Origin of the sequence: Larkinella punicea, from assembly GCF_003334855.1 — a bacterium.
In the GTDB taxonomy this organism is placed as follows: Bacteria; Bacteroidota; Bacteroidia; order Cytophagales; family Spirosomataceae; genus Larkinella; species Larkinella punicea.
On the sequence record NZ_QOWE01000002.1, the window covers coordinates 266421 to 292121 of the forward strand.

The following is a 25701-nucleotide window of genomic DNA, read 5'->3' on the forward strand; positions in this document are numbered from 1 at the left end:
AAGATTTAATTGATTTAAATTAAATCTTGATCAGCGCACCTACCTACACCTTCTCAAACACCAGCCGGTAATGATCCATCGTCTCGCGTTCGAAACAAACCCGGTTTGGGCTGACCCGGAAAACGGCAATCAGATCCCGCATGGCCTTGTTGGTTAGAAACCGGGGCAGCAGCGAAGCATACAACGCGTATTTCTTTAGATTAAAGGCCCGAAACCGCTTCCGCCATTGACCGATGGTTTCGATGTAATCGAGCCGTCCGCTGCTTTGCGAAATTAGCTTGAAATGAGGGGCCGCGTTGCGGATCACCTGCTCGGGGCCGTAGGGCAGCCACGAACCCGGAAACTGGGCAATCATCAACGCCAGTGAATACGAATCCGAGTCTTTGGGTGCCTCCAGACTGATTTCTTCCAGCGGCAGCATGTTCTTGCTGAAAACCATCGTCTGCATGTAAAACCGCCCGCCCACAGGGAGCAGGTTGTAGAGATTTTTGAAGAAATCGGCATAAACCGCGTCCTGCTGACCGGCTTTGTACTGCTCGATCGAACAGAAATGCTCCATACCACCAATGCAACTCACCGCGTCGAAAGTGCCGTAATCGGCGGGCGTAATCAGGCGGCAGTCTTTCACTTCCACCGTCAGTCCATTCTGCACACAGGCCGCAGCCTGCGCCGACGACAGCGTTACGCCCCGGCCAATGGCTCCCTGGCCTTTGATGTAGGTCAGGAACGGCCCCCAGCCGCAGCCCATGTCGAGCACTTTTGTGCCTTTGGTAATGTTCAGACTTTCTGCAATGAAACGGTGTTTCTGGCGTTGAGCCTCCTCCAGCGTCAGCTTAAAATTGCCATTGTACATCGCCCCACTGTAGTCGCCGGTTTGGCCCACACTGAGACGGAAAATTTGATCAATCGTGGAATACGTAAATTCTAAATCGTTTTGGGAAGCCATCGGTGGACACAAGCGGGTGTTCGCCAATTTAGTTTTTTTATGATTCCACTGAACAATTCATTCGTGAAAAATTTCCGCTAGCACGTTAAAAGGCAACGGGAAAAAGAAGCCGCTCTTCCCCGTTATTTTATCACGATTGAACCCCGCGTGATTGTCGCAATCAGCCCCGTAGATTGCCGTTTTCACACGCTCTCCGAGTCCGGATCCGGGGGTAAATTTGTCCTGTAAACACACAACACCTACTGCCATGAAAAAGACGAAAATTTTGTACTGGGTTTTTACCGGATTATTCGCGTTTGTTATGCTGGGTTCTTCTATTCCCGATATTTTGGTTATCCCGCAAGCCGTCGAAGGGTTTAAACAAATCAATCTACCCGCCTACCTGCTTCCGTTTCTGGGGTGGGCGAAACTGCTCGGCGTGATGGCCATTCTGGTTCCCGGTTTTCCCCGCATCAAGGAATGGGCGTATGCCGGATTGATCTTTGATTTACTGGGTGCCACCTATTGCGTATACAGCGCGGGGAAAGCAACAATGGACTGGGCGCCGATGCTGTTTTTTGTGGCTTTAGGGGCTGCCTCATACGTTTTTTACCACAAAAAACGGGAGGCTGCAACTTTCCCCGAATCCGGAAACCAGAATTCCCTGCGAGCGGTTTTAGGCTAGCGGACCGTTTGCCCCAGTAAACAACAGACTCATGACGAACCGATTTTACGCCCTTCTCGCCAATACGCTAACCGCTTCCGTCATCAACAATTGCGTCTGGTTTGCGCTGACGTTCTGGTTGTACCTTGAAACCAAATCGGTGGTCGCGACGTCGATTATGGCCGGTATTTACCTGGGAACCGTCGCCGTTTCCGGCTTTTTTCTGGGTTCACTGGTCGACCACAACCGCAAGAAAACCGCCATGATGCTGTCGAGCGTGGGTTCTCTGGGGTTTTATCTGGTGGATTTGCTGCTTTACAGCACATTTCCATCCTCCACATTTTCCAACCCGTCAAGTCCTATCCTGTGGCTATTCATCCTGTTTGGGCTGCTGGGCGCCATTGCCGGCAACATTCGCAGCATTGCCATTGCCACACTGGTGACCATTCTGATCGACGAAGACCAGCGCGACAAAGCCAACGGACTGGTCGGCACGGCCAACGGCGTCTCATTTCTCGTCGCGTCCCTCTTCAGCGGTTTGGTGATCGGTTTTCTGGGCATGTTCTGGATGCTGGCGCTGGCCATTGCTCTGACGGCCCTGGTCATCGTTCACCTGGGACTCCTTTCGATTCCTGAACCGGAAATTGTCGTTGCGGAAACGAAACCCAATCACCTCGACATCCGGGGAACGCTGAAGTCCGTACAGCAGATTCCGGGTTTACTGGGACTCATTTTTTTCAACACCTTCAACAATTTCCTGGGTGGTGTTTTTATGTCGCTGATGGATGCCTACGGACTGTCACTTGTTTCGGTGCAGGTCTGGGGTACGTTGTGGGGCGTGTTGAGTCTGGGCTTTATTGTCGGCGGCATGGTGGTGGCCCGTAATGGTCTGGGTGCCAAACCGCTCCGGACGCTTTTTCTGGCCAACATTGCCATGTGGACGGTTTGCATTTTCTTCACTATTCAGGCATCCATCATTCTGCTGGGGGTCGGGATGTTCATCTATCTCTGCCTGATTCCGGTGGTGGAAGCGGCTGAGCAAACCATCATTCAAAAATTGATTTCGCCCGAACGGCAGGGCCGGGTTTTCGGGTTTGCCCAGAGCGTCGAACAGGCGGCTTCTCCCATCACCGCGTTTATCATCGGCCCGATTGCTCAACTGGTGTTTATTCCTTTCATGACCACGGGTGCGGGCGTGGATCTGTTGGGTTCGTGGTTTGGTACCGGAAGTGCCCGGGGGCTGGCCCTGTTGTTTACCGTGACCGGAGTCATTGGTCTGCTCGTTACGCTGATCGCCATGCGCTCCGATTCCTACAGAATTCTTTCCCGGAAATACCAGCAGGTACCCGAACTCGTTGATCCGGACCGGTCGGCCGGCGTTATTTCATCTTGAGTCGATCGTTCACAAATTTAGTAAGCCGCCTACAATTGTCCCGATCCGATGGCTGTTGGTCGAATTCAAAACCTGATCGTGATTCGCTTCCAGCCAGTGTTCTTCATAGCCGGTTTTGGCAAACAACTGCCAGCGGAAATCGGGGCGGATTTCGTACTGAAAAGCGGACGAATCACTCGCCCGAAAGAGCACAATGGGGCAGGAAACCGGGGTTTTTACCTCGGCCTGCCGCGCGTATTGGTCGACCGCAGTGAAACACGGTTCCTGCCAACTGACGGCCTGAGTCCCCTTACCCAAACGGGTCAACCGGTTGCGATAACGGGCAACGGCCCGCTGCCAACTGGCGTTCCAGTCGACAGCCCGCTCCGTCTTAAAACCCGCAAAAACCTTTCGCGCGATCCGGTGTACATCTTTCTGCAAGGATTCCCGAAATGTGATTCGCCGGTAGAGGGGCGTGTCCAGTAAAACAAGCCGGTTCAGAGTCGGTTGCTGCCTTTGCTCCAGGGCCAAAGCCACCTGATAGGCCACCAATCCGCCAAACGAAAAACCAATGAGCAGGCTATCCGCCGGTTTATCGATCGCCCGAACCATCTGCCCGACCAGATCAGCCAGCGGAATCAGCGCCCCGTCCACTGTATGCGGCTCATAATGAACGTAGTATACATTACAATGCTGATTCAGATGGCTTTCAATCCCGCGATACATTCGCCGATCACCCGGCAATGGCGGAATGAAATAGACGTGTTTCCGGTTGCGTTCGGGTTTATTCAACGGAATACACTGAACCCCTTGCCGGGCATAGCCCGTCAGGTAATGCGCTAACGCTTTGGGTGTCGTATACGAAAAAACCGCCTGAACCGGCACGTTTTTTTCGATCCGGTTTTCCAATTCAGCCAGACAGCTCTCCGCCATCAGCGAATCGCCACCGAGATCCTGAAAAAAATCATCATAGTCCGACAAGGCCGTTGCCAACCCCAGTTCTTTTTGCCAGACAGCCTTGATAAGCTGCACCAAATCTGGAGAACCAGCCCGGCATTCCGGGGAATTATCAGAAACGGGTTTCTCTGTTTCCGACAGAGCTGCTAAACGAAGTCGGTCAGTTTTTCCCGTTTTGGTCTGCGGCAACGCATCGAGCAGAATATACCGGTCGGGGAGCATAATGACCGGTAACCGCTGCGACAGGAACTGTCGCAGATGGGAAAGTTCAAAATCGGGTTCGGTACACAGAAAAGCTTTCAGAAAGAACCGGTTTTCGTGGGAGGTATCGTAAAGAACCGCAGCATTTTTTACGCCCTTCCCGCTTTTCAATTCCTGTTCGACTTGAATCAGGTTTACCTTTTGTCCGTTAATCTTGACTACAAAATCTGTTCGGCCACACCAGAACAAATACCCATAGGGGTCTAAAAAGCCCAGATCGCCGGTCGCATACGCAATCACTCCGTCGGGCAGGCGTTGGTAGGCCCGTTGCGTAGCGTCCAAATTATTCGGATAATCCGAGGGAATACCCGACGCCTGAACGATAATTTCACCCACCTGATTGTGAGGTAACGGCGCCCCCGTTTCGGACCGAATCCAAACCGTTCGCCCGGACACCGGTTTGCCCACCGAAAAAAGATGATCCGTTACCGGCGTGTCGGTTCGCAGTTTATAATCCGAAATCGTCCGGGTTTCGGTCGTTGCATAGGCCACCTGCAACGTCGTATGGGTCGAAAAACGTTTCTGAAAGCCTGTAATATCGGAGGGCTGTATGGGTTCGGCACCAATGGAAAGCATCCGCAAGCCGGCTAAAGTCTTAAAATCCGTACCGGTTTTTAACAACAGCCGAAACGTACTGACCGACAAACTGCTGAATGTAATTTTCTGCTGCTGCCAGAAAACCGGCAACGACAACACGCCTTCTTTTTTCAGATCGTAAAACACCAGCGTAGCGCCCGTCAGCAGAGCCGGAAAAATGCAGGCCAGTGAGGCACTGAATTCGAGTGAAAACAGCAGATCGATCCGGTCGGTAGCCGTAATTTCGTTGTCGGTTATTTGCCGGAACGTGTCGGCCAGGACACTCGCGTGCGAGTGGATCACCTGCTTTGGCTGGCCGGTGCTGCCCGAGGTCATAAAAAGGCAGAAGGGCGTTTCCGGTGGGACAATCGGGTACGAGTGCGCATCGAAACCGTCCGTCTGCACCATTTCGGGAAGCAGCGTTGGCAAGCCCGGATGGTTCGGAACGACCAGCGGCAAATCACTGATCAGGCACGGACAAGCCCGCGATTTCACGACGTTACTCAGGGATTCGGCGGATTGCCGATGGATCGAATGGTAGTAATTGCCGGACAATAGAATTCCAAACAGAGCGGTAACGTGTTCCATTGGATCGTCGAGCAGAACGGGAATACACTGCTGTCTGAAATCCCGTGCCAATAACGCAGCAGCATACTGATGGACCCGATGAAACAACACGCTATACGTCATGGTGCGGTTTCCCTCGCAAAAAGCGGCTTTGGTGGAATAACGTTGAGCGATTTCCGTCCACCGAAGCCGAAATTCATCGTTCATACAGGCGGTAACATTTATAAGGCGTCAACCCCACTTTTAACATGTTCCGGTAACTTGCGCCACCGTCGTAGGCCCACGAAATAATGCGCCGGGCATTTTGGGCATTTGCCCAGTTGAGACGCGTTACCAGCGCGGTCGTATGATACCCCCGGTTTCGGAAGGCGGGCAGGATGGCCCCTCCCGCCAGAAAAAAATCGCTTTCAATTCCGTACAAAACCGCAATTCCTACCGGCTCGGCCTGATCCCTGACCCGAAACAAGGCGATGTTTTCATTGTCCAGCAATTGCCCGAAATTAATGACCACGGGTGCCGTATTTTTCTGTTCCGACTCAAAAGCCGCCAGATAATCTTCGGTAAAATCAGGCAGCGTGGCTGCCTGAACCCGCTCAAGATGAAGACTTTCCGGGATCGGCTGCGGACGGTACTGAAGCGTCGGGTCCTCAACCGCCATGAGCTTTTCTTTCAGGCGATACCCGTTTTCCAACAAAAACCGGTGCTGGGTCTCGTCACTACGGGCTTCGTCGAGGAGAAGTTTATGGTGATGAATGGACCGGGAAGCATAAAACACGTTTGCCTGTCCGACAACGTCAGCGATCTCCACCGGTTCGTGGCATACGCAATAATTAAAGTAGCCGACTTCCGTAAAGGAAAGAAGCAAATGAGTAGGATACGATTCGATGCTGATTTTGCCGGTATTTTCGGCAACACCAGCGTAGCGACGGAGCCGTTCGACATCATATTCAAAAAATAAATCCATGAATGGGTTAACGCAGGTTTAGAGAATGCAATAGTATCACTTTTTAGAAGAAGTAACCTTGTTGTATACTCAACCTTCGGTTCACCAGACTATCCATTTTCTCTTTCAAGGTTTTAAGCAACCTGAAAAAACTGAAAAATTTTGCCCCTCATTTTTCAGACCGAACAACAATTTACTTTAAATCGCGTTATGTAATTGTATTTCGCTCGTAGTAAGGATAGCGACGGAGACGTGGATTATCCTTACAATCGGGTGAATAAAGAAAGCCAGAAGACCGAAGTCTTCTGGCTTTCTTTATATCTCATTTTGGCTTTTCCTCCTTCGGTTTGAGACTTCCCCGCGCAATGGGTTCCGGTTTCGATTTGGGGTCGTTGAAACGCAGCAGCGTGGCCGTTGGGAATACGGCTTTGGGCGCTTTCAGAATAACGAGCTGATAGGACCGGGTACCGATCACCAGATTATAGTAAGACATATTGTTGTCTGCCGCCTGCGGCAATCCCCAATTCGCCACGGGTTCTTTCGCCAGCAACTTTTCGTCCTCTTCCGACAAAGCCGCAAAAACCGTGTCTGGCAAAAATTGCTTGCCGGTAACGCCTTCAATGGCCGTGACAACGGCGGGGGGAGTGGATTTGGTTTGCGCCGGGGCTGATACGCCTGGCATCAGCAAAGGCAATACAAAAAGCAGTATTTTCATGACGTTGAAGTAAATCCGTAGTTAATAAACTCATTTGTTGTCCGCTGGTTTATAAAATCGTGCGTATGGCCTTTGCTTTTCAACCATAAAACGGAACGAATTTCTCTCATTAGGTAGGCAAAAAAGGGCAGAAAGTTTGTGTTCAGGCGGGTGGTATCATCCTCATCTTCCTAAAACCGACCCTTTTCCGGGAAAAGACGATGGATTGGCTCATTTTGGGAACTAGTTGGCGGGAATTGGATTTAGCAGGTTAAAACCGTCCGTAACATCACGCTATGAATTTTACATCCAACGTCCTCATTCTCCCCGGTTTAGGCAACTCGGGTGAAAACCATTGGCAAAGTCTTTGGGAAAAGGAGTATCCTGATTTTAAACGGGTTCAGCAGAACGATTGGGAAACCCCGGTTTGTGCAGACTGGATTCGACAGATTGACCAGGCCGTAGTAGATGAAGATCCCGCCAATGTCCTGCTTGTCGGTCACAGTTTGGCCTGCGCCACCATCGCCTATTGGGCACAGGCCTTTCAGCGATCCATCAAAGGGGCTTTACTGGTTTCTCCCAGCGACACGGAGGCCGACTCGTATCCACCGGGAACGACCGGTTTCGCGCCCGTTCCGCTTTTTAAACTCCCCTTTCCTTCTATTGTCGTCGCCAGCAGCGACGATTTCTACGTCTCACTGGAACGAGCCGCTTTGTTTGCTCAGGCCTGGGGCAGTCAACTGGTCAATATTGGCGCAGCGGGCCATATCAATGTCCATTCAGGCTATGGAAACTGGCCAGAAGGGCTTCGTCTGCTCAAAGAATTAGAGTCGTAATCATTGCCTAGCCCGGCAAACGTTGTTCATGTCGCCGTTGGTGTTAATTTTACAGCTTTTCGACCAAATGCATTGACCAACCTGATGATGAAACGACCGCACGGTATTCTGACACTCATTTTTCTTGCTCTTTTCTGTCAATCCGTCCTCATTGGACAACCGGTTTGGGGCCAGTCCAAACCCAAAAAATACGTTCTGATCGGCTACGTCGGCGGGGGTGGCTGGACCAAAAACGACATCGAACCCCAGAAACTGACGCACATCAATTATGCGTTTGCCGTACCGGCCCAGAACGGCGAACTGGCCCCAATCAAGGCGAAAGATTCGGTCAATCTGGCGACGCTGAACACCCTGAAAGCAATCAATAAAGACCTGCAAATCCTGATTTCCATTGGCGGCTGGGGCGGTTGCCGGTATTTTTCCGATGCCTCGCTGACCGATGCGGCCCGGAAGAAATTTGCGAAAAGTGCGGTTTCTTTTATGAAAAAACACCGGCTCGATGGCGTCGATATCGACTGGGAATATCCGGATCAGATTGGCGAAAACAACATCTTCCGGCCCGTAGACAAACAGAATTTCACGCTGTTGCTGAAAGAGTTACGGGAGCAACTGGATGCACAGGGTAAAAAAGATAACCGACCCGCATCCCGCCACTACCTGCTGACGGCAGCCACCGGGGGCGACACGGCTTTTGTGAACCATACCGAACTGGGCAACGCGCAGAAATACCTCGACTACGTCAACATCATGACCTACGACTTGTATCATGGGAATGATAAGAAAACCGGTCACCACAGCCCGCTGTACCAATCGGCCCTGAGCGACCGGTCGCGCAACAGTTCCGACGACGCCGTCAACGGCCACATTAAAGCCGGGGTTCCGGCCCGCAAAATTGTGCTCGGCCTGCCTTTTTACGGACGCGGCTGGACGGCAGTCAACCCAGTTAATAAGGGCCTGTTTCAACCCTCGGCGGGCAAACACATGAGCCCGAATTATGATGATCTGGTGGCTAATTACATCAACAAAAACGGGTATACGCGGTATTGGGATGACAAAGCCAAAGCGCCGTATTTATGGAATCAGGAAAGCCGTACGTTCATTTCGTATGCCGACAAGGAATCGATGAAACACAAAATTGATTATGTCAAATCCAAAGGGCTGGCCGGAGCCATGTTCTGGGAATATACCCTTGATTTAAAGGAAGATAAGCTACTGGATGTTCTGGTGACGGAACTGGCAAAGTGAGTAAAAGTTATATCGCGGAGTTGAGCGGAGTAAAAAGAGTTGAGCGGAGAAAATTAAAAAACTCTGCTTAACTCTTTTCACTCCGCTCAACTCCGCGAAATAGTTCTTCTTGTTTAGTTAAACAGGTACGTTTTAGTTAATTATCCCATTATTATCTTTCGATGAAAGACGCCTAATTTTTAGCGAATAACTCATTCATTGCGGGGTTGTCTGTTACATTTGCGCAGGTAATCCGCTAAACCGTATGAAAATCGCTTGTTTCAGTTGCTTCGTCTTCCTGCTCACCGGTTTTGGAGTTCAGAGTATGGCACAAACCAAAGTCATTGCCCACCGGGGTGCCTGGAAAAATACCGGTGCTCCCCAAAATTCGATTGCGTCGCTGCAACAGGCCATCAAGCTGGGCTGCTACGGCAGTGAGTTCGACGTTCACATGACCGCCGATTCGGCGCTGGTGGTCAACCACGATCATACCTTGCAGGGCGTCAACCTTGAAACGGCTCCGGCAGCCGACATCAACGCCCTGAAGCTTAGCAACGGCGAATCGTTGCCGACCCTGAAAAGCTATTTGAAAACCGGCTTAAAGCAGAAGAAAACCCGGCTGATTCTGGAAATCAAGGCGTCGAAGGTGAGCAAAGAACACTCACTGGCGCTGGCGACCAAGTGCGTTCAGGCCGTGAAAGCGCAGAAAGGCCGGAAAAGGGTCGACTACATCAGTTTCGATTACGACGTCTGCAAAAAGGTGAAAGAACTGGACCCGTCGGCCAACGTGGCTTACCTGACGGGTGACAAAGCCCCCGACCTACTGGCCGCCGACGGTTTATACGGGCTGGATTACCACTTCAGCATCCTGAAAAAGAATGAAAACTGGATTCAGGAAGCCCACCAGAAAAAGTTGACCGTCAACGTCTGGACCGTTAACGACCCCGACATGATGAACTGGATGCTCGAACGCAAAGCCGACTTCATCACGACCGACGAACCGGAGAAATTGCTGGAGATCGCGAAATAGAGGAAATAGACAAAAGAGCAAAGACAAGAGAGCAAAGAAGAATGGTATTAGCCAAACTCTTTATTCTCTTGTCTTTGCTCTTTTGTCTTTACAAAACTTTACGCTGCCGTCTTCACCTTGCCCGCCATCAGCGCGACACACAGGCCCATACCGGCAATGATGACGAAGGAAATCCGCAGGCTGGTAGCGCCGGCGACGAAACCGATCAGCGGAGGGCCGATCAGAAAGCCCAGAAAACCGATGGTCGAAACAGCGGCCAAGGCCACCCCCGGCGACAGAACCGTGGACTTTCCGGCCGCACTATACACCAGCGGCACCACCGACGAAACCCCAAAGCCGACCAGGAAAAAGCCGACAATGGCCGTACCCAGATACGGAAATGCAACGGCAGTCAGCAAACCGGAAGCAATCAGAACGCCACTCAGTTGCAGTGTGCGTTTTAAACCGTAACGCGTGGCAAACCAGTCGGCAATGAAACGCCCGAGGGCCATCGTGCTCATGAAAGCCGTATACCCCGCGCCCACCATCGCTTTATCGGCCAGAATGACTTTCTTGAAATAAATACCGCTCCAGTCGAACATCGCGCCTTCACAGATCATCGCGCAGAAGGCAATGATGCCCAAAATCAACAGGGCTTTGTCGGGTTTGGCAAAAATGGGTTGATCAGAATTCGTGTTGGCGTCTTCCGGCAAAATATACCGGGAAGCAACGGCCAGAGCCGCCAGGGCGAAGAACAGGACAGCCGCAAAATGCTGATAAGGAACAATGCCCGCGCCAATCATAACGGCTCCCAACATGGCCCCTGCGAAACCCGCCAGACTCCACAGCCCGTGAAACGAGGCCATAATGGGCCGTTTGTACAGGGCTTCAACGCCCACCGCCTGCGTATTGATCGCAATGTTGGCCATGTTACCGACCAGACCAAAGACGAACAGGCAGGCCATCAATTGCAGCGTCGTTTGCGCAAATCCCAGACTCAGCAGCGTGAGCGCGTAGAGGCCAACGGCCAAGGTCGCCACTTTGCGACTTCCGATTTTGGTCGTCAGCCAGCCCGCAATGGGCAATGAAAGCATCAGACCCGCCGGAAGGGCCAGCAGTACTCCACCCAGTTCTGCATCCGACAGGCCCAGCGTCTGCTGAATGCTCGGAATCCTGGACGCCCAACTGGCAAAAGACAGCCCCTGCAGGAAAAACAAAGCCCCGACAGCCCCCCGGTGAATGGTACGCGTGGAAATCCGGGGTGAAAGAAGATGAGAAACGGTAAAATTCATTATTGAAAAAATTCAAATTTCAGATTGTATTCAAAGTACTCTTAATGAGTAGAACGCGCAAAAATACCTTTATTATCAGCATTTAAGACAGCTTTATCTGACTATAAAATAAAAACCACCAAAATTAAGTTCTTAGATTTAGTCAATTCTGGAAGAGTTCGTATAGATTGTATGGATAGTACAAAAAAGACACCGGCCACCAAAAAGCCTGAAAGGCTTACATCACTAGCCCCGGGTATCGCCCGGGGTTTTGGTGGATGGAACGGGAATGGGGGTTGGCGAACACGATGGGGGGGGATTGGCGAACCGGATGACGTCCACCAACCCCATCGCATCCCCCCCCCCCCGGGTGATACCCGGGGCTAGTGATGTAAGCCTTTCAGGCTTTTTGGCTGTGCTAAATCGTTCGTCTTTAGCGGTTTTGTGACTAAAACCCGTTTTTGACTACCTGTTGCATCCTTTTATCCTATAGCTTTGCCGGATGAAGTCACTGGTTTGTTTGTTGATGAGCGTTCACCTGCTGGTGTTGTCCGCCTGGCCCTGCGCCGACGGCTGCCTGGGTGTGCGTGACGATCAGCAACGTACGACTACCGTAGCCAGTGATGACCACCAACACGAAGGAGACCCGGCGGGGGCGGATTTGTGTTCGCCTTTTTGCGGCTGTGCCTGCTGCGGCACGGTGCTGGAATCGATGCCGGTTCTTACCTTCACCTTTGCGGCTTTCTCTTTTTCTTCCGTTCAGTACGCTACCCTCCAATCCCGCTTGCCCGCTCCCCCGGTTTCCTGCTGGCAACCACCCCAAATTGGCTAAGACAGGATACCTGCGCCCCATCGGTTTTGTGCAACCGGGTTGCATCTCTCGCCCTTGATCGGCGATTTCACTCCTTTTTTATCTTAACGCCGTACCGGTATGCTGGATTCCATCATCCGCTTTTCGATCCATAACAAACTCATTATCGGCCTGTTGACGCTGGCGCTGGTGGTGTGGGGCGGTTATTCGCTCAGCCATTTGCCCATCGACGCCGTTCCCGACATTACCAACAACCAGGTTCAGATCATCACCCGCTCGCCCGCGTTGGCGGCCCAGGAAGTGGAGCGGCTCATTACCTTCCCCATCGAACAAACGATGGCGACCATTCCCGAAATCGACGAAATCCGGTCATTTTCCCGCTTCGGTCTGTCGGTTGTCACGATTGTTTTTCAGGAATCAACCGACCTCTACTGGGCACGACAGCAAATCAGCGAACGGCTTTCCAGCGCGCGAAGCCAGATTCCGGCGGGGACGGGCGAGCCCGAAATGGCCCCGGTTACCACCGGTTTGGGCGAAATTTACCAGTATGTCATCTACGCCAAACCGGGTTATACGCAGAAATATTCCCCAACTGAACTGCGTTCCTTACAGGATTGGGTCGTCCGGCGGCAGTTGCTGGGCACACCCGGCGTGGCCGACGTCAGCAGTTTCGGCGGGTTGCTCAAGCAGTACGAAATCGCGATCGATCCCGACCGGCTCCGCTCCTACGGACTCAGCATCAATGACTTGTTCACCGCTCTATCCCGCAACAACCAGAATACCGGTGGGGCCTACATCGACAAAAAACCCAACGCCTATTTCATCCGCTCTGAAGGATTGGTGGGCAATCTGGCCGACATTGGCCGCATTGTCATTCGCCGGACCAAAAACGGTACGCCGGTGCTGATTCGCGATGTGGCGCAGGTCAATTACGGTTCAGCACTGCGGTATGGTGCTTTGACCCGCAACGGAGAGGGGGAAGCCGTAGGTGCGTTGGTGCTGATGCTGAAAGGTGAAAACGCCAATGAAGTCATCGGCCGGGTCAAAAACCGCATGGACCAGATTCGCAAAACCCTGCCCGAAGGCGTTGACATTCACGCGTTTCTGGACCGGAGCGAACTGGTAGGCCGGGCCATCAGCACCGTCACCCGCAACCTGATCGAGGGCGCGTTGATTGTCATTTTTGTGCTGATTTTGTTTCTGGGCAACTGGCGGGCTGGTTTGGTCGTCGCTTCGGTCATTCCGCTTTCCATGCTCTTTGCCGTCGGCATGATGCAGGTTTTCGGCGTATCCGGCAATCTGATGAGCCTGGGTGCCATTGACTTCGGCCTGATTGTCGATGGTGCCGTCATCATTGTCGAAGCGACCTTGCACCATTTGGGCGCACGAAAACTGGCCCGGCTGACTCAGGCGCAAATGGACGAGGAAATCTACCAATCCGCCAGCCGGATTCGCACCTCGGCAGCTTTCGGCGAACTCATCATCTTGATTGTCTATTTACCAATTCTGGCGTTGTCAGGAATCGAAGGCAAGATGTTCGGCCCGATGGCGCAGGTCGTCGGCTTCGCCATTGCCGGGGCGTTTATCCTCTCGCTGACGTATGTACCCATGATGTCGGCCCTGGTTCTGAGCAAAACCGTTTCCACCAAACGCACCATTTCCGACCGGATGATGGACGTTTTCCAGCGGCTGTACGAACCCCTTATTCAAGGCGTTATGCGACGAAAGGCGTTGGTGCTGAGCATAGCGGTTTTGCTGCTGGTGGGTGCGGGCTGGCTGTTCACCACGCTGGGTGGGGAATTTATCCCAACCCTGGACGAAGGCGATTTTGCCGTTGAAACCCGTGTTCTGACCGGTTCGTCTCTGAGCCAGACGGTAGACAAAACGACCCAGGCGGAGCGGGTTTTACTGCAAAAATTTCCGGAAGTAAAGGAAGTTATCAGCAAAATTGGCGCGGGCGAAATTCCGACGGACCCCATGCCCATTGAAGCCGCCGACCTGATGGTTATTCTGAAACCGCGTTCGGAATGGACTTCGGCGTCAAACCGCGATGAACTGGCGGAAAAAATGACGGAGGCTCTGGACGCCATTCCGGGCGTCACCTTCGGCTTTCAGCAACCCATTCAAATGCGCTTCAATGAGTTGATTTCGGGAGCGCGGCAGGATGTGGCCGTCAAGATTTTTGGCGAAGACCTGGATGAACTCACCCGCCTGGCCAAACGCGTGAGCGGTTTGATCACGGGCATCAAAGGAGCCACGGATTTGTACGTCGAACAGGTGGAAGGACTGCCCCAGATCGTCGTCAAACTGGATCGCGAAGCCCTCGCCCGCTACGGTTTATCGGTAGACGATGTCAACCGCACGATCAGCACGGCTTTTGCCGGCGAAAGCGCGGGGCTGGTTTACGAGGGCGAACGGCGGTTTGACCTGGTGGTGCGGCTGGCGGGCGAAAACCGGCGGAGCATCAACGACGTTCAGGAATTGACCATTTCCGGAACCGACGGCCCGGCCATTCCACTCTCGGAAGTCGCCACCGTCGAACTGATTCCCGGCCCCAACCAGATTCAGCGCGAAGACGCCAAACGGCGGCTCACCATCGGTTTCAATGTCCGTGGGCGCGATGTAGAAGGGATCGTGAGCGAGTTACAACAGAAAATCGGTCGGCAGATCCAGTTTCCAACCGGTTATTACGTTACCTACGGTGGTCAGTTCGAGAACCTGATCGACGCCCGGGAACGGCTGCAAGTGGCGGTTCCGGTGGCCTTGAGCCTGATTTTTCTTTTACTCTTTCTAACATTTCATTCCTTGCGACAGGCATTACTGATCTTTTCGGCCATTCCGCTGGCGGCCATTGGCGGGGTTTTGGCCTTGTGGCTGCGCGGTATGCCGTTCAGCATTTCGGCGGCTGTCGGGTTCATTGCACTGTTTGGCGTGGCGGTTTTGAACGGCATTGTGCTGCTGGCCGAATTCAACGACCAGCGCCGGAACGGCATTACGGATCTCAAACAGGCCATTTTCCGTGGAACCCGCATCCGGTTGCGCCCCGTTTTGATGACGGCGACGGTGGCGTCACTCGGTTTTTTACCGATGGCGTTATCCAATACCGCCGGGGCTGAAGTGCAAAAACCGCTCGCAACCGTCGTCATCGGCGGCCTGATGACGGCAACCCTGCTGACGCTGCTGGTTTTACCGGTTTTGTATTTATTAATCGAACAGCGGTTTGGAAAACGGGACCAGTCATTAATGCCCCAACCCAAAACCGTCGTAGCCATCTGGTGGCCTTTCATCGGTTTGCTGACGCTTGGATTCAGCCTTGTTTCGCCGGAAAGTAAGGCGCAGGTAACTGCTCAACCAACGCCCCTTTCGCTGGAACAGGCGCTAAAACAAACCTTTCACAACAATCCACAGGTGCGGGTTTCGACCCTGAACGTCGATTATCAGCAGGCGTTACGCGGTACGGCTTCTGACATTGGCAAAACCGACCTGATGGTAACCGCCGGGCAATACAACAGCCGCTACGTCGATCAGTCGCTGCAAATCGGCCAGCGGCTTCCCGCACCGGGATTGATTCGAAGTCAGAAAGCCCTGGCCGATGCCCGGATCGGCGGAGCCGAAGCCGAAAGCCGGGTGACCCGTCAGGAACTGGCTTTCCAGCTTAAATCGGCGTATTACGGACTCGTTTACCTCCAGACGCTTCACCGCGAACTAACCCGACAGGACAGTCTTTTTGCGGCCGTAGCCCGGGCGGCTGGCATCCGGCGACGAACGGGCGAAGGCTCCCTGCTCGAACAAACGACGGCCGAAGTGGAAGCACGGCAACTCCAAATGACACTGCTCCAAAACCGCGCCGACCAGCAAATCCAGTCCCGGCGACTGCAAACACTGCTGGGAACCGACCAACTGCCCCGGATTGCGGATTCGGTCTTGATCGCCCGCGTCATTCGCTTGCCGGATTCGGTTGCGTTAACGCAAAACCCCGAGCTGGCGCTGTTGCAGCAGCAGATTGAGATGGCCCGGCGCGAAACCGAGGTCGAACGGTCGCGACTCAAACCCGACTATTCGTTCAGCGTGGTGAATCAGTCGCTGCGGGGCATTCAGACGATCAACGGCAACGACCGGTTTTACACGGGCGTCGATCGGTTCACCTACGGGCAAGTCGGCATCTCGATTCCGATTGTCGCCAAACCGCTGCGGGCGCGCGTTCGGGCGGCTGAACTGGGCCAGCAACGCACGGAAGCACAGCTCAACGCCCGTCGGCGCACCCTCGAAGGCGCTTTTGCGGAACTCCTGCAAACCTACCGCAAAAACCGCGAGACGCTGACGTACTACGAAGAGTCGGCTTTGCCGCAAGCCACACTGATCCGGCAGCAGGCCGACCGGTCGTACCGCGCCGGAGAAATTGGGTATATCGAATTGTTCCAGAACCTCCGCACGGCAAGCGGTATTCAGACGGGTTATCTGGCTGCCCTGAACGACCTGAATCAGACCATTATCCACCTTGAATACCTCCTGGGAAGCATTGAACCATGAAAAATACGCTAAAAATCAACTTGCTTTTTTTTCTCATCGTTGGTATCGGTTTGTTTTTTTCAGCCTGTAACCGGCAAAAAGACACTGCAACCGAAGCCCATACCGAAACGGCTGAAAAAGGCGAAGAACACCACGATGAGCACGAAGAAGGGCTGGTGGAACTGACCGACGAACAGTTCAAAACCGTCGGCATCCGGCTCGGCGGACTGGAAGAACGAACCCTCAGTAACCTTATCCGCGTGAACGGGGTTGTCAACATACCACCCCAGCAAAAGGTGTCGGTTTCGACGCCCTACGGTGGTATTCTGACCTCGACGCCCCTGCTGCCGGGCCAGGCCGTCAAACAGGGGCAACTACTGGCGATGCTCGAAAATCCGGAGTTCATCCGGCTGCAACAGGAATACCTGGAAACCACCAGCCAACTGGAATTTCAGGAGCAGGAATACGAACGCCAGCGCGAACTGAGCCGCGAAAACGTCGGAACGCTCAAAACGTTTCAGCAGGCCACGTCGCAGGTCAAAATTCTCCGCTCGCGGGCCGAAGGGCTGCGGCAGCAACTGGCGCTACTGGGCGTATCGATGAAGGAGTTATCGTCGGGGAAAATTACGCGAACCGTCGCCGTCCGCTCGCCCATCACCGGAACCGTCACGGAAGTCAACGTAAACCGGGGGCGGTTTGTCAACGCCAACGATGTGTTGTTCGAATTGATCAATACATCCGGGTTGTATGCCGAATTAACCGTTTTTGAAGGCGATATTGCGAAGGTGCAGGTCGGACAGCGGGTTCAGCTTTCCATCATCGGCGAAAACGGCGGGGGAACGCCGGGCGAACGCATCGGGCGCGTGCGGTACATCAACCGCGAAACCGGTGCCGACCGAACCGTGCGGGTGTTTGCCGCACTGGAAAAACCGGATGCGCAACTCCGCCCCGGCACGTTTCTGAAAGCCCTGATCGAAACCAAAGCAACCCCGGAACCGGCTTTGCCCGAGGTCGCGGTGATCAAATCGGGAACGGGTTCGCAGGTTTTTGTTTACGAAGGAAAAGAAGAACACGAGGGCACTGTCCATCACCAGTTCCGGCCGGTTGCGGTGCAAACCGGGGTCAACCAGAACGGTTATCAGGCGGTGACGTTGCCTGCATCGATCAAAAAAGACGCGCAGATTGTAGTGGCCGGCGCGTATGACCTGCATTCCGTTTTGAATAATTCGGAAGAAGCGGGCGGCCATGTTCATTAAGAAGAAAACCCATGCTTTTCAATCTATTGATCGGTAGTATTTTGTTGGGAGCCGTCCACGCGGCCATCCCGAACCACTGGCTTCCCGTGGCCCTCATCGGCCGCAGCGAAGGCTGGACCATGCGCGAAACGCTGGGCGTAGCGGCTTTGAGCGGTTTTTTTCACACGCTCAGCACGGTTATTCTCGGGGTGTTGATTGGCGCGATTGGCGTGGAATTATCGGCCCAACTAGAGGACCAAACCCGCTGGATTGCGTCGCTGATCCTGATTTTTATGGGACTGGTGTATTTCGCCGTTCACAACCCGCACAGCGCCCACGAACACGTTCCGAAAGGCTTGTCCGGCCGCTCCAAACGGGCTATTATCGGCACGCTGGCACTGGCCATGCTGCTGTCGCCCTGTCTGGAAATCGAAACGTTTTTCTTCACGGCTGGCACGCTTGGCTGGTCGGCGGTGGTCACGCTCAGCATTGCCTATACCGCCGTCACCATCCTGTGCATGGTCGGGCTGACGGCGCTGTCGTTCCGGGGGCTGGCCAAAGTGCAGTGGCATTGGCTCGAACACCACGAAAAACAGATCACCGGCGGCATCCTGATTGCACTCGGGATCCTCAACTTTTTCATTGAACTTTAAGGACTATGGCAAAGCATCACGATCATTCCCACGACGACGGGCATACGCACGATCACGATGAGCTGGATCTGGAAGAAACCGAATCTTCGGAGGAAACGATTGGTTCAGAAAAATCAAAATCCATCCTTGGCAGTCTGGAAGAATACATGCCGGTTATCATCAGCTTTTTGCTGCTGCTGGGCGGCATTTTACTGGATCATTACGCGCCGGACCGGTTTCGTGATCCGTGGCGGTTTTTCTGGTATCTAGCGGCTTATTGGCCTGTTGGCCGACCGGTTCTCCGCCGGGCTGGAATGCGAATTTTGAAAGGCGATGTCTTCACCGAATTTTTCCTGATGGGTGTCGCCACCATGGGTGCGTTCCTCATCCGGGAATATCCCGAAGGCGTGGCCGTGATGCTTTTTTACACCGTCGGCGAATTGTTTCAGGATGCCGCCGTGATGCGGGCGCGTCGTTCCATCAAGGCCCTACTCGACGTCCGGCCCGACACGGTGACGGTTCTGCGGGACGGAAAAACCGTACCGACCAAAGCCGCGCAGGTGAAGATTGGTGAAGTGATTCAGATCAAACCGGGAGAAAAAGTGGGGCTGGACGGCAAATTGACGTCCGGCACCGGCTCGTTCGACACGGCGGCTCTGACCGGCGAAAGCGTTCCGCGTACGATTACCAAAGGCGAAGACGTGCTGGCGGGGATGATCAACCGGCAAACCCTGGTGGAAATGGAAGTGACCACGCTCTACCAGGATTCCAAGCTGTCGCGCATTTTGAAACTGGTGCAGGAAGCAACCGGACGCAAGGCGCAGACGCAGGAGTTCATCGCCCGGTTTGCCAAAATCTATACGCCGATGATCTGCGCGCTGGCGCTGGCCATTACGCTGCTGCCGTACTTTTTTGTGGCGGATTACCGCTTTCAGGACTGGCTTTATCGCGGTCTGGTTTTTCTGGTTATTGGCTGTCCTTGTGCGCTCGTGATTTCCATTCCACTGGGCTATTTTGGCGGGATTGGCGCGGGTTCCCGGCACGGAATTTTGTTCAAAGGCTCGGTTTTCCTGGATCTGATTACGCAGGTCAAAACCGTGGTGATGGACAAAACCGGCACGCTGACCCAGGGCGTTTTCAAGGTGCAGGAAGTCCGGGCACAGGGCCTGACGACGACGGAATTAGCCCATCTGACGGCCGCTCTGGAAAGCAAATCCACGCATCCGGTGGCCACGGCTATTCTAGCTTATGCCGGTTCGAAAGAGAGACCAGTTTCCGTTGAAAACGTGGAAGAAATTCCGGGGCATGGGTTAAAGGGAACCGTTGACGGCAAAACCGTGCTGGCCGGAAACGCCAAATTGCTGCAAAAATTCAACGTAACGTTTGACGAAGCACTGACGGCAATTCCTTTTACAGTGGTGCTCGTCGCCGTCGATGGAAAGGTTGCCGGGTATTTCACGATTGCCGACGAGGAAAAACCGGATGCCGCCGACACCATTCGGCAATTGCACGCGCTGGGTCTGAAAACCGTCATGCTGTCCGGCGATAAATCAGCGGTGGTTCAGGCGGTTTCCCAAAAAGTCGGCGTCGGGGAAGCCATCGGCGATCTGCTCCCCGAAGACAAAGTGCGGGAGGTCGAGCGATTGAAAAAGGCTCTTTCCGGCAATCCCAGGGCCAAACTGGCGTTTGTGGGCGACGGCGTCAACGACGCGCCGGTGGTGGCACTGGCCGATGTGGGCATTGCGATGGGTGGCCTAGGCTCCGACGCGACCATTGAAACCGCCGACGTAGTGATTCAAAATGACCAGCCCTCGAAGATTGTCACGGCGGTAAAAATTGGCCGGGCGACGCGGCAGATTGTCTGGCAAAACATCACGCTCTCGCTGGTCGTTAAAGCCATTGTGCTGCTGTTGGGTGCGGGCGGGATTGCCACCATGTGGGAAGCGGTTTTTGCCGATGTGGGCGTTGCCTTGCTGGCGATCCTGAACGCCGTTCGGGTGCAGAATCTGAAGTTTTAATTAAGTCCGTACGATATGCCAACTTTTTTCGCAACACCCGCTGAGTTCCGCCAGTGGCTGGAACAGCATCATGAAACCGAGAAGGAATTGTTCGTCGGTTTTTACAAAGTGGGTTCCGGCAAACCCAGCATCACCTGGCCGCAGTCGGTTGATGAAGCCCTGTGCTTCGGCTGGATCGACGGCATCCGGAAATCCATCGACGAAACCAGCTACATGATCCGGTTTACGCCCCGGAAAACGAAAAGCATCTGGAGCGCGGTCAACCTCAAGCGAATCGGTGAGTTAATCGAACAAGGTCTGGTAAAACCCGCCGGTCTGACCATTTTTCAAGTCCGGGATTTGAAAAAAGCCGGGATTTATTCACACGAAAAAGAAGACCAGCCATTCGACGCAGCTTTTGAAGCCCAACTGAAAGCGAACGAAAAAGCCTGGCACTTTTTTCACAAACAGGCTCCCTCCTACCAGAAAACGGTTCGACACTGGATTATGAGCGCCAAACAGCCCGAAACCCGTCTAAAACGCCTGACGAGCTTGATCGAAGACTCGGAAAACGGACGAAAAGTGGCACCATTTAGGCGTAATGGCGAATAACGTTGCCTTTGAATTCTGTCAGACAATCGTTAAAATGAGTCGCAAACAAGCCCGGACGACAAAATCCGCCAGCGTTTTGCGGTATTTATGGAAACTTTTGCACTTCTCTTTTCCCGAAACCCATTTCTCATCCGGTTTTTTCAAACCCTGACGTTTGCTGCGGTTTTTCTCGTCACCATCCCGCATTCATTCGGACAAAAAGAAGTCGGAAACTTGGCGTTTACGGTTTCGATGGAAGACCCCGCCACACATCTCTACCACGTTACGTTTCGTTGCGACGGCATCCCGGGCGATACGCTGAGTTTTAAGATGCCGGTCTGGACACCCGGGTATTACCAGTTGATGAATTATGCCCAACAGGTGCAGAATTTTCAAGCCACCGACGGTTCCGGCAAGCCTTTGAAATGGGACAAAACCGCCAACAGCCGCTGGAAAGTCTATCCGAAACAGACCAAATCGGTTACGCTCACCTATGACGTCAAAGCCACCCGGAATTTTGTGGCCGGAAATTACCTGGACGAAAACCGGGGCTATATTTCACCGGCGGGTGTGTTTCTGTACCCCGAAGGACAACTCAACCACCCGCTTACCGTGACGCTAAAACCGTATGCGAAATGGAGCGGCCCCATTGCCACGGGTCTGGATTCAATTACCGGACAGTCCCATACGTTTGTGGCACCCAACTACGACCTGCTGTATGACAGCCCGATTTTGATGGGGAATCTGGAGCAACTGCCCTCGTTCACAGTACAGGGAATTCCGCATTATTTTATTGGGTACAACCTCGGCAACTTCGACCGGCAGCAGTTTATGGCCGATCTGAAGAAGATTGTTGAAGGGTCGGTGGCCGTGATCGGCGATATTCCCTACAAACACTACACCTTCATTGCCATCGGGCCGGGCGGGGGCGGCATTGAGCATTTGAACTCGACATCGATCAGTTTCAGCGGGGAGCAACTGGAGACGCGGGCCGGGAAAAACCAGCTCTACAACTTTCTGGCGCACGAATATTTCCACCATTACAATGTCAAGCGCATTCGCCCTGTCGAGTTAGGACCGTTCAATTACGATCAGCAAAACCGCACGCGGATGCTCTGGGTTTCGGAAGGATTTACGGTCTATTATCCGTACCTGATTCTGAAAAAAGCCGGTTTAATGACGGAGGAAGAGGTTTTTGGAGCCTTGCAGAGAAACGTTGCCAGCTACGAAAACAAGCCTGGCCACCGGTTTCAGTCGGCCACCCAGGCCAGTTTTGAAACCTGGGAAGACGGCCCCTTTGGCCGAACGGGCGACGAAGCCTACAAAACCATTTCGTATTACAGCAAAGGTCCGGTTTTGGGTGCTATGCTCGACTTTAAAATCCGGCATGAAACCCAGAATAAAAAGTCGCTCGACGACGTAATGCGGGCGCTGTACCAGACCTATTATCAGACACAGAAACGCGGTTTTACGGAGAACGAATTCTGGGCGGAATGCGAAAAAATCGCCGGAACGTCATTGAGAGAACTGTTCGATTATGCTTCGACCGTGAAGGAAATCGATTATCCAAAATACTTCGCTTATGCTGGTTTGGCCATCGACGCCACACCCAAAGACGTACCGGGCTCGTGGCTGGGCATCTCGTTTACCGAAAAGGTGGACAGCCTGCTCGTCACGGAAGCCGAATGGGAATCACCCGCCTGGAAAGCCGGGCTCCGCAAGGGAACGGTTATTCTGAAGATTGACGGGCAGAAAGCAGACGTTCAGGCTCTGAGCGCGCTGGTGAAGACCAAAAAACCGGGCGATCCGGTCAAACTACTGGTTTTACAGAACGATCAGCCCAAAGAAATAACGGCGGTCTTGGGTAAAAAATCCGAACGGAGTTTTAAAATAACCCGACTTCCCAACCCGACGGCCCTGCAAGCGGCCATTTTGAAAGCGTGGTTGTGAAGGAGAGGAAAGAGGTTAGACAAGAGAGTAGAGACCTGAAAACAGTTCTTGTCTCTACTCTCTTGTCTAACCTCTCTTGTCTTTCTATCACACCGCTTCCGATTGCAGGCTCTCGACGGAAGCGCTTTCCTGGTAGCTTTCGTAATCGGTATTGATTTCCCACAAATCGTGCTTTACGCCGGAAACGATGTTGTCGGCCGCCAGAATGCCCATCAGAATGGAGTGGTCCTGGTTGTTGTATTTGAAGGAGCCATAGCGGCCAATGACGCTCAGTCCTTTTAAACCTGAAAGATACTCCTGAATCGGTTTCAGGATCTCTTTGTAGCCTTTTGAATAAACCGGGTAACTCCGCGCTAACCGCTTCACAAAACCGGCCGAAATGGTCGCGCCGGGAATCAGCCCGGTTTTGGTCAGTTCGTTCGACGCCAGTTCGATCAGTTCTGCATCCGTTTTTTTCCAGATGTCATCCTGTTCGTAACACCAGTATTCCAGCGTCAGAATGCTGGCTTTTTCACCGTTGGTGATTTCCGGAACCCAGTTCCGGAAGTTGGTAATCCGCCCGGTCAGCAGTTCTTTCGAGTGGATATACAGCCAGTTATCCGGAAACAAATCGCTGGAATCTACTTTCAGATAGACCAGAATCGTGTTGCGAAACCGCAGGCGGCTCACCTCGTTTTTGATGGCAACCGGCACGTCCGGCAACCGGTTGACCAGCAACGTCAGCGGCATGGTCGAAATCACATGGTCAAATGATCTGACGGTGCCGTCTTCCTGTTTGATTCCGCAGCGATCCTCCCCGTCGGTGACCACCGAATGAACCGGGGTTTTGAGGTGAACCGCTCCGCCGTGGCGCTTCACGTAGTCGGCCATCCGTTCATAAATCATTCCGTTGCCGCCAACCGGGTAGGCAAACTGGTCGATCAGCGTTTTGTGCGTATTGCCTTTCCCGCCTATAAAGGCATTTTTGACGGCTTCCCCGAGTGAGAGTTTTTTGATCCGCTGGGCGGCAAAATCTTCGTCCAGATCCGTACAGGCAATGCCCCAGAGCTTTTCGGAATACGTCTTGAAAAACGTGGAATACAGTTTATACCCAAACCGCCGAACCACCCACGTCTCGAAGGTCTGCTGATCGGGCGTTGGGGTTATTTTCTCCCGAAAATAACTATTCATGCTGCTAACCGACTGGCGAATACCCAGTTTACGAAGCGCATCGAAGGGTTTGAGGGGATAATAAAAAAGTTTGGAGTTGTAATAAATCCGGGTCAGGCGGTTCACCATGCGGAAATCAGAACCGGCGACCTCGAACCACACTTTGTTGATGCGGGCATCACTGCTAAAAAACCGGTGCGGCCCCAGATCAACCGTTTGATTCCATAACTGAAAGGACTGTGATAACCCGCCTACATTGGGCCCCGCTTCAAACACCTCAACGGCGATTCCGGCTTTGGCGAGTTCATAGGCGGCCGTTAAACCCGCCGGGCCAGCCCCGATAATTCCAACTTTTTTGTCCAGTTTTGTGCACATCTGTTTTCCGGTAGCGCGGGCTACCGGGGTCTAGGCCCCGTTTGCCTCCACTTCCTTCTTCACCAATTCAGACCAACTGGAGCCACTCTCTATCTTCATTGTGAACGTGAATATACTTAATTACCTTAATAATCCTTTCGGTTACATACACTTCCGCCAACTATTGAGCAACCGGCAACAGCAATTGGTTCATTATTCTTTTTCTTTCCACAACCACCGCAGCGACTCCGGCAGAATGGAACCGCCGTGTTTACCATTATGTCCGCCCGTCCCGCCGACAAACCGGTAGTCGTACTGGCGGAATTTCAAAGCCGCATCCATCTGCAGATTGCCCAGCCACCAGTTGCCGTGGGCATTGTCGAGGTCGTTGCTGCCGTCTTGCAGGAACACTTTTATATCCCGTTTAGGGGCTTTCCGAATGAGGGATGGATACACGTGGCCGCCTTTGATGTTCGTAAAACTGCCGACGTGGCTCAACACTTTCTGGAAATAATCGGGCCGTTGCCAGGCCACCGTGAAGGCGCAAATACCACCGGAAGAAATCCCGCCGATGGCGCGTTTTTTCGGCGAATCGGCCAGTTTGTAGGTCTTGCTGAGTTCCGGAATCAGCTCTTCGATGAGCAGCCGGGCGTACTGATTGGTGAGTGTGTCATACTCAAAACTCCGGTTATCGGCCCGCCAGGGATCTTTCGGCAGGTCGTTGCCGTGCTGCCCGGGGTTGATAAACAGGCCAATCGTTACCGGCATGGCTTTCTGGTGAATGAGATTATCGAAAACCACCGGAACCCGAAAATCGCCGTCTTCCTTCACGTAGGCATGTCCGTCCTGAAACACCATCAGAGCCGCCGGGCTGTCGGCCTTGTACTGCGCCGGTACGTAGACAAAATACTCCCGAATGGTATTCGGAAAAACCGTACTTTTCCAGACGAACTTCGTCACCTGACCTTTTGGAACGCCCTCGTGCCGCTGCGAATCCGCGCCATAGGTGGCGGTTTCAGTCTGGGCAAAACCGGCGGTAAACGCCAGCATGGACAGACACAGACCGGCTGCGAATGGTAAAAAATGATTCATGGTTGGGAAAGGAGAAAGGGTTAATTTTAAATGATAAATGATGAACGCTGAATGTAAAAGTAGGCTAGCGCGGTCCAAACAC

19 protein-coding genes are annotated in these 25701 nt (G+C 53.2%); 12 read left to right on the forward strand and 7 right to left on the reverse strand.

Features of this window, described 5'->3' with window-relative positions:
- Positions 1-43: 43 nt before the first annotated feature.
- Positions 44-946 carry an SAM-dependent methyltransferase gene (locus tag DUE52_RS02915; protein ID WP_114404446.1) on the reverse strand — a complete coding sequence of 301 codons (903 nt, stop codon included), beginning with the start codon at positions 944-946 and terminating at the stop codon, positions 44-46.
- A gap of 247 nt (positions 947-1193) precedes the next feature.
- Here DUE52_RS02915 and DUE52_RS02925 point away from each other — a divergent pair, with 247 nt between their 5' ends.
- Together DUE52_RS02925 and DUE52_RS02930 are read left to right on the forward strand one after the other, a co-directional pair.
- Positions 1194-1610, forward strand: a complete 417-nt coding sequence (locus DUE52_RS02925; RefSeq protein WP_114404448.1) for a DoxX family protein — start codon at positions 1194-1196, stop codon at positions 1608-1610.
- Positions 1611-1641: 31 nt separating this feature from the next.
- On the forward strand, positions 1642-2982 hold the full coding sequence (locus tag DUE52_RS02930) for an MFS transporter (RefSeq protein WP_114404449.1): 1341 nt from the start codon (positions 1642-1644) through the stop codon (positions 2980-2982).
- Between the two features lie 9 nt (positions 2983-2991).
- Here DUE52_RS02930 and DUE52_RS02935 read toward each other — a convergent pair whose 3' ends face one another.
- The 3 genes from DUE52_RS02935 to DUE52_RS02945 all read right to left on the reverse strand — a co-directional run bounded on the left by DUE52_RS02935 (position 2992) and on the right by DUE52_RS02945 (position 6980).
- Entirely contained in the window at positions 2992-5529 is a 2538-nt protein-coding gene (locus DUE52_RS02935) for an AMP-binding protein (protein ID WP_114404450.1), read from the reverse strand.
- Positions 5519-6286, reverse strand: a complete 768-nt coding sequence (locus DUE52_RS02940) for a GNAT family N-acetyltransferase (protein WP_114404451.1) — start codon at positions 6284-6286, stop codon at positions 5519-5521. The genes DUE52_RS02935 and DUE52_RS02940 overlap by 11 nt, the downstream gene beginning before the upstream one ends.
- Before the next feature lie 301 nt (positions 6287-6587).
- On the reverse strand, positions 6588-6980 hold the full coding sequence (locus DUE52_RS02945) for a hypothetical protein (RefSeq protein ID WP_114404452.1): 393 nt from the start codon (positions 6978-6980) through the stop codon (positions 6588-6590).
- A gap of 275 nt (positions 6981-7255) precedes the next feature.
- Here DUE52_RS02945 and DUE52_RS02950 point away from each other — a divergent pair, with 275 nt between their 5' ends.
- The 3 genes from DUE52_RS02950 to DUE52_RS02960 all read left to right on the forward strand — a co-directional run bounded on the left by DUE52_RS02950 (position 7256) and on the right by DUE52_RS02960 (position 10049).
- On the forward strand, positions 7256-7795 hold the full coding sequence (locus tag DUE52_RS02950) for an RBBP9/YdeN family alpha/beta hydrolase (RefSeq protein WP_114404453.1): 540 nt from the start codon (positions 7256-7258) through the stop codon (positions 7793-7795).
- 84 nt (positions 7796-7879) lie between these two features.
- On the forward strand, positions 7880-9040 hold the full coding sequence (locus DUE52_RS02955; RefSeq protein WP_374755887.1) for a glycoside hydrolase family 18 protein: 1161 nt from the start codon (positions 7880-7882) through the stop codon (positions 9038-9040).
- A gap of 244 nt (positions 9041-9284) precedes the next feature.
- The gene (locus tag DUE52_RS02960) at positions 9285-10049 is read left to right on the forward strand and encodes a glycerophosphodiester phosphodiesterase (RefSeq protein ID WP_114404454.1); all 765 of its coding nucleotides are present in this window, start codon (positions 9285-9287) and stop codon (positions 10047-10049) included.
- 98 nt (positions 10050-10147) lie between these two features.
- Here the strand turns inward: DUE52_RS02960 and DUE52_RS02965 are convergent, their stop codons facing one another.
- Positions 10148-11320, reverse strand: a complete 1173-nt coding sequence (locus DUE52_RS02965) for an MFS transporter (protein WP_114404455.1) — start codon at positions 11318-11320, stop codon at positions 10148-10150.
- A gap of 481 nt (positions 11321-11801) precedes the next feature.
- On the opposite strand from DUE52_RS02965, the gene DUE52_RS32020 reads away from it, so the two are divergent.
- The 7 genes from DUE52_RS32020 to DUE52_RS03000 all read left to right on the forward strand — a co-directional run bounded on the left by DUE52_RS32020 (position 11802) and on the right by DUE52_RS03000 (position 23024).
- Positions 11802-12131, forward strand: coding sequence for a DUF6660 family protein (locus DUE52_RS32020; RefSeq protein ID WP_133299745.1), 330 nt, complete (start codon positions 11802-11804; stop codon positions 12129-12131).
- A gap of 99 nt (positions 12132-12230) precedes the next feature.
- Positions 12231-16640: a CusA/CzcA family heavy metal efflux RND transporter gene (locus DUE52_RS02975; protein WP_114404457.1), complete on the forward strand. Its 4410-nt coding sequence runs from the start codon at positions 12231-12233 to the stop codon at positions 16638-16640.
- A complete protein-coding gene (locus DUE52_RS02980; RefSeq protein ID WP_114404458.1) occupies positions 16637-17875 on the forward strand; it encodes an efflux RND transporter periplasmic adaptor subunit in 1239 nt (412 codons plus the stop codon). Before DUE52_RS02975 ends, DUE52_RS02980 begins: the two co-directional genes overlap by 4 nt.
- A gap of 11 nt (positions 17876-17886) precedes the next feature.
- Positions 17887-18507 carry a hypothetical protein gene (locus DUE52_RS02985; protein WP_114404459.1) on the forward strand — a complete coding sequence of 207 codons (621 nt, stop codon included), beginning with the start codon at positions 17887-17889 and terminating at the stop codon, positions 18505-18507.
- A 5-nt stretch (positions 18508-18512) separates the two neighbouring features.
- Positions 18513-20504, forward strand: a complete 1992-nt coding sequence (locus DUE52_RS02990; protein ID WP_114404460.1) for a heavy metal translocating P-type ATPase — start codon at positions 18513-18515, stop codon at positions 20502-20504.
- A 15-nt stretch (positions 20505-20519) separates the two neighbouring features.
- Positions 20520-21095, forward strand: coding sequence for a YdeI/OmpD-associated family protein (locus DUE52_RS02995; protein ID WP_114404461.1), 576 nt, complete (start codon positions 20520-20522; stop codon positions 21093-21095).
- Positions 21096-21182: 87 nt separating this feature from the next.
- The gene (locus DUE52_RS03000; protein WP_114404462.1) at positions 21183-23024 is read left to right on the forward strand and encodes a M61 family metallopeptidase; all 1842 of its coding nucleotides are present in this window, start codon (positions 21183-21185) and stop codon (positions 23022-23024) included.
- 87 nt (positions 23025-23111) lie between these two features.
- Here DUE52_RS03000 and DUE52_RS03005 read toward each other — a convergent pair whose 3' ends face one another.
- Positions 23112-24548 (reverse strand): FAD-dependent oxidoreductase, encoded by a 1437-nt coding sequence (locus DUE52_RS03005; RefSeq protein ID WP_114404463.1) that lies wholly within the window; start codon positions 24546-24548, stop codon positions 23112-23114.
- Between the two features lie 192 nt (positions 24549-24740).
- Complete coding sequence (locus DUE52_RS03010) at positions 24741-25619, reverse strand: alpha/beta hydrolase (protein WP_114404464.1); 879 nt, start codon at positions 25617-25619, stop codon at positions 24741-24743.
- Positions 25620-25701 lie beyond the last annotated feature (82 nt).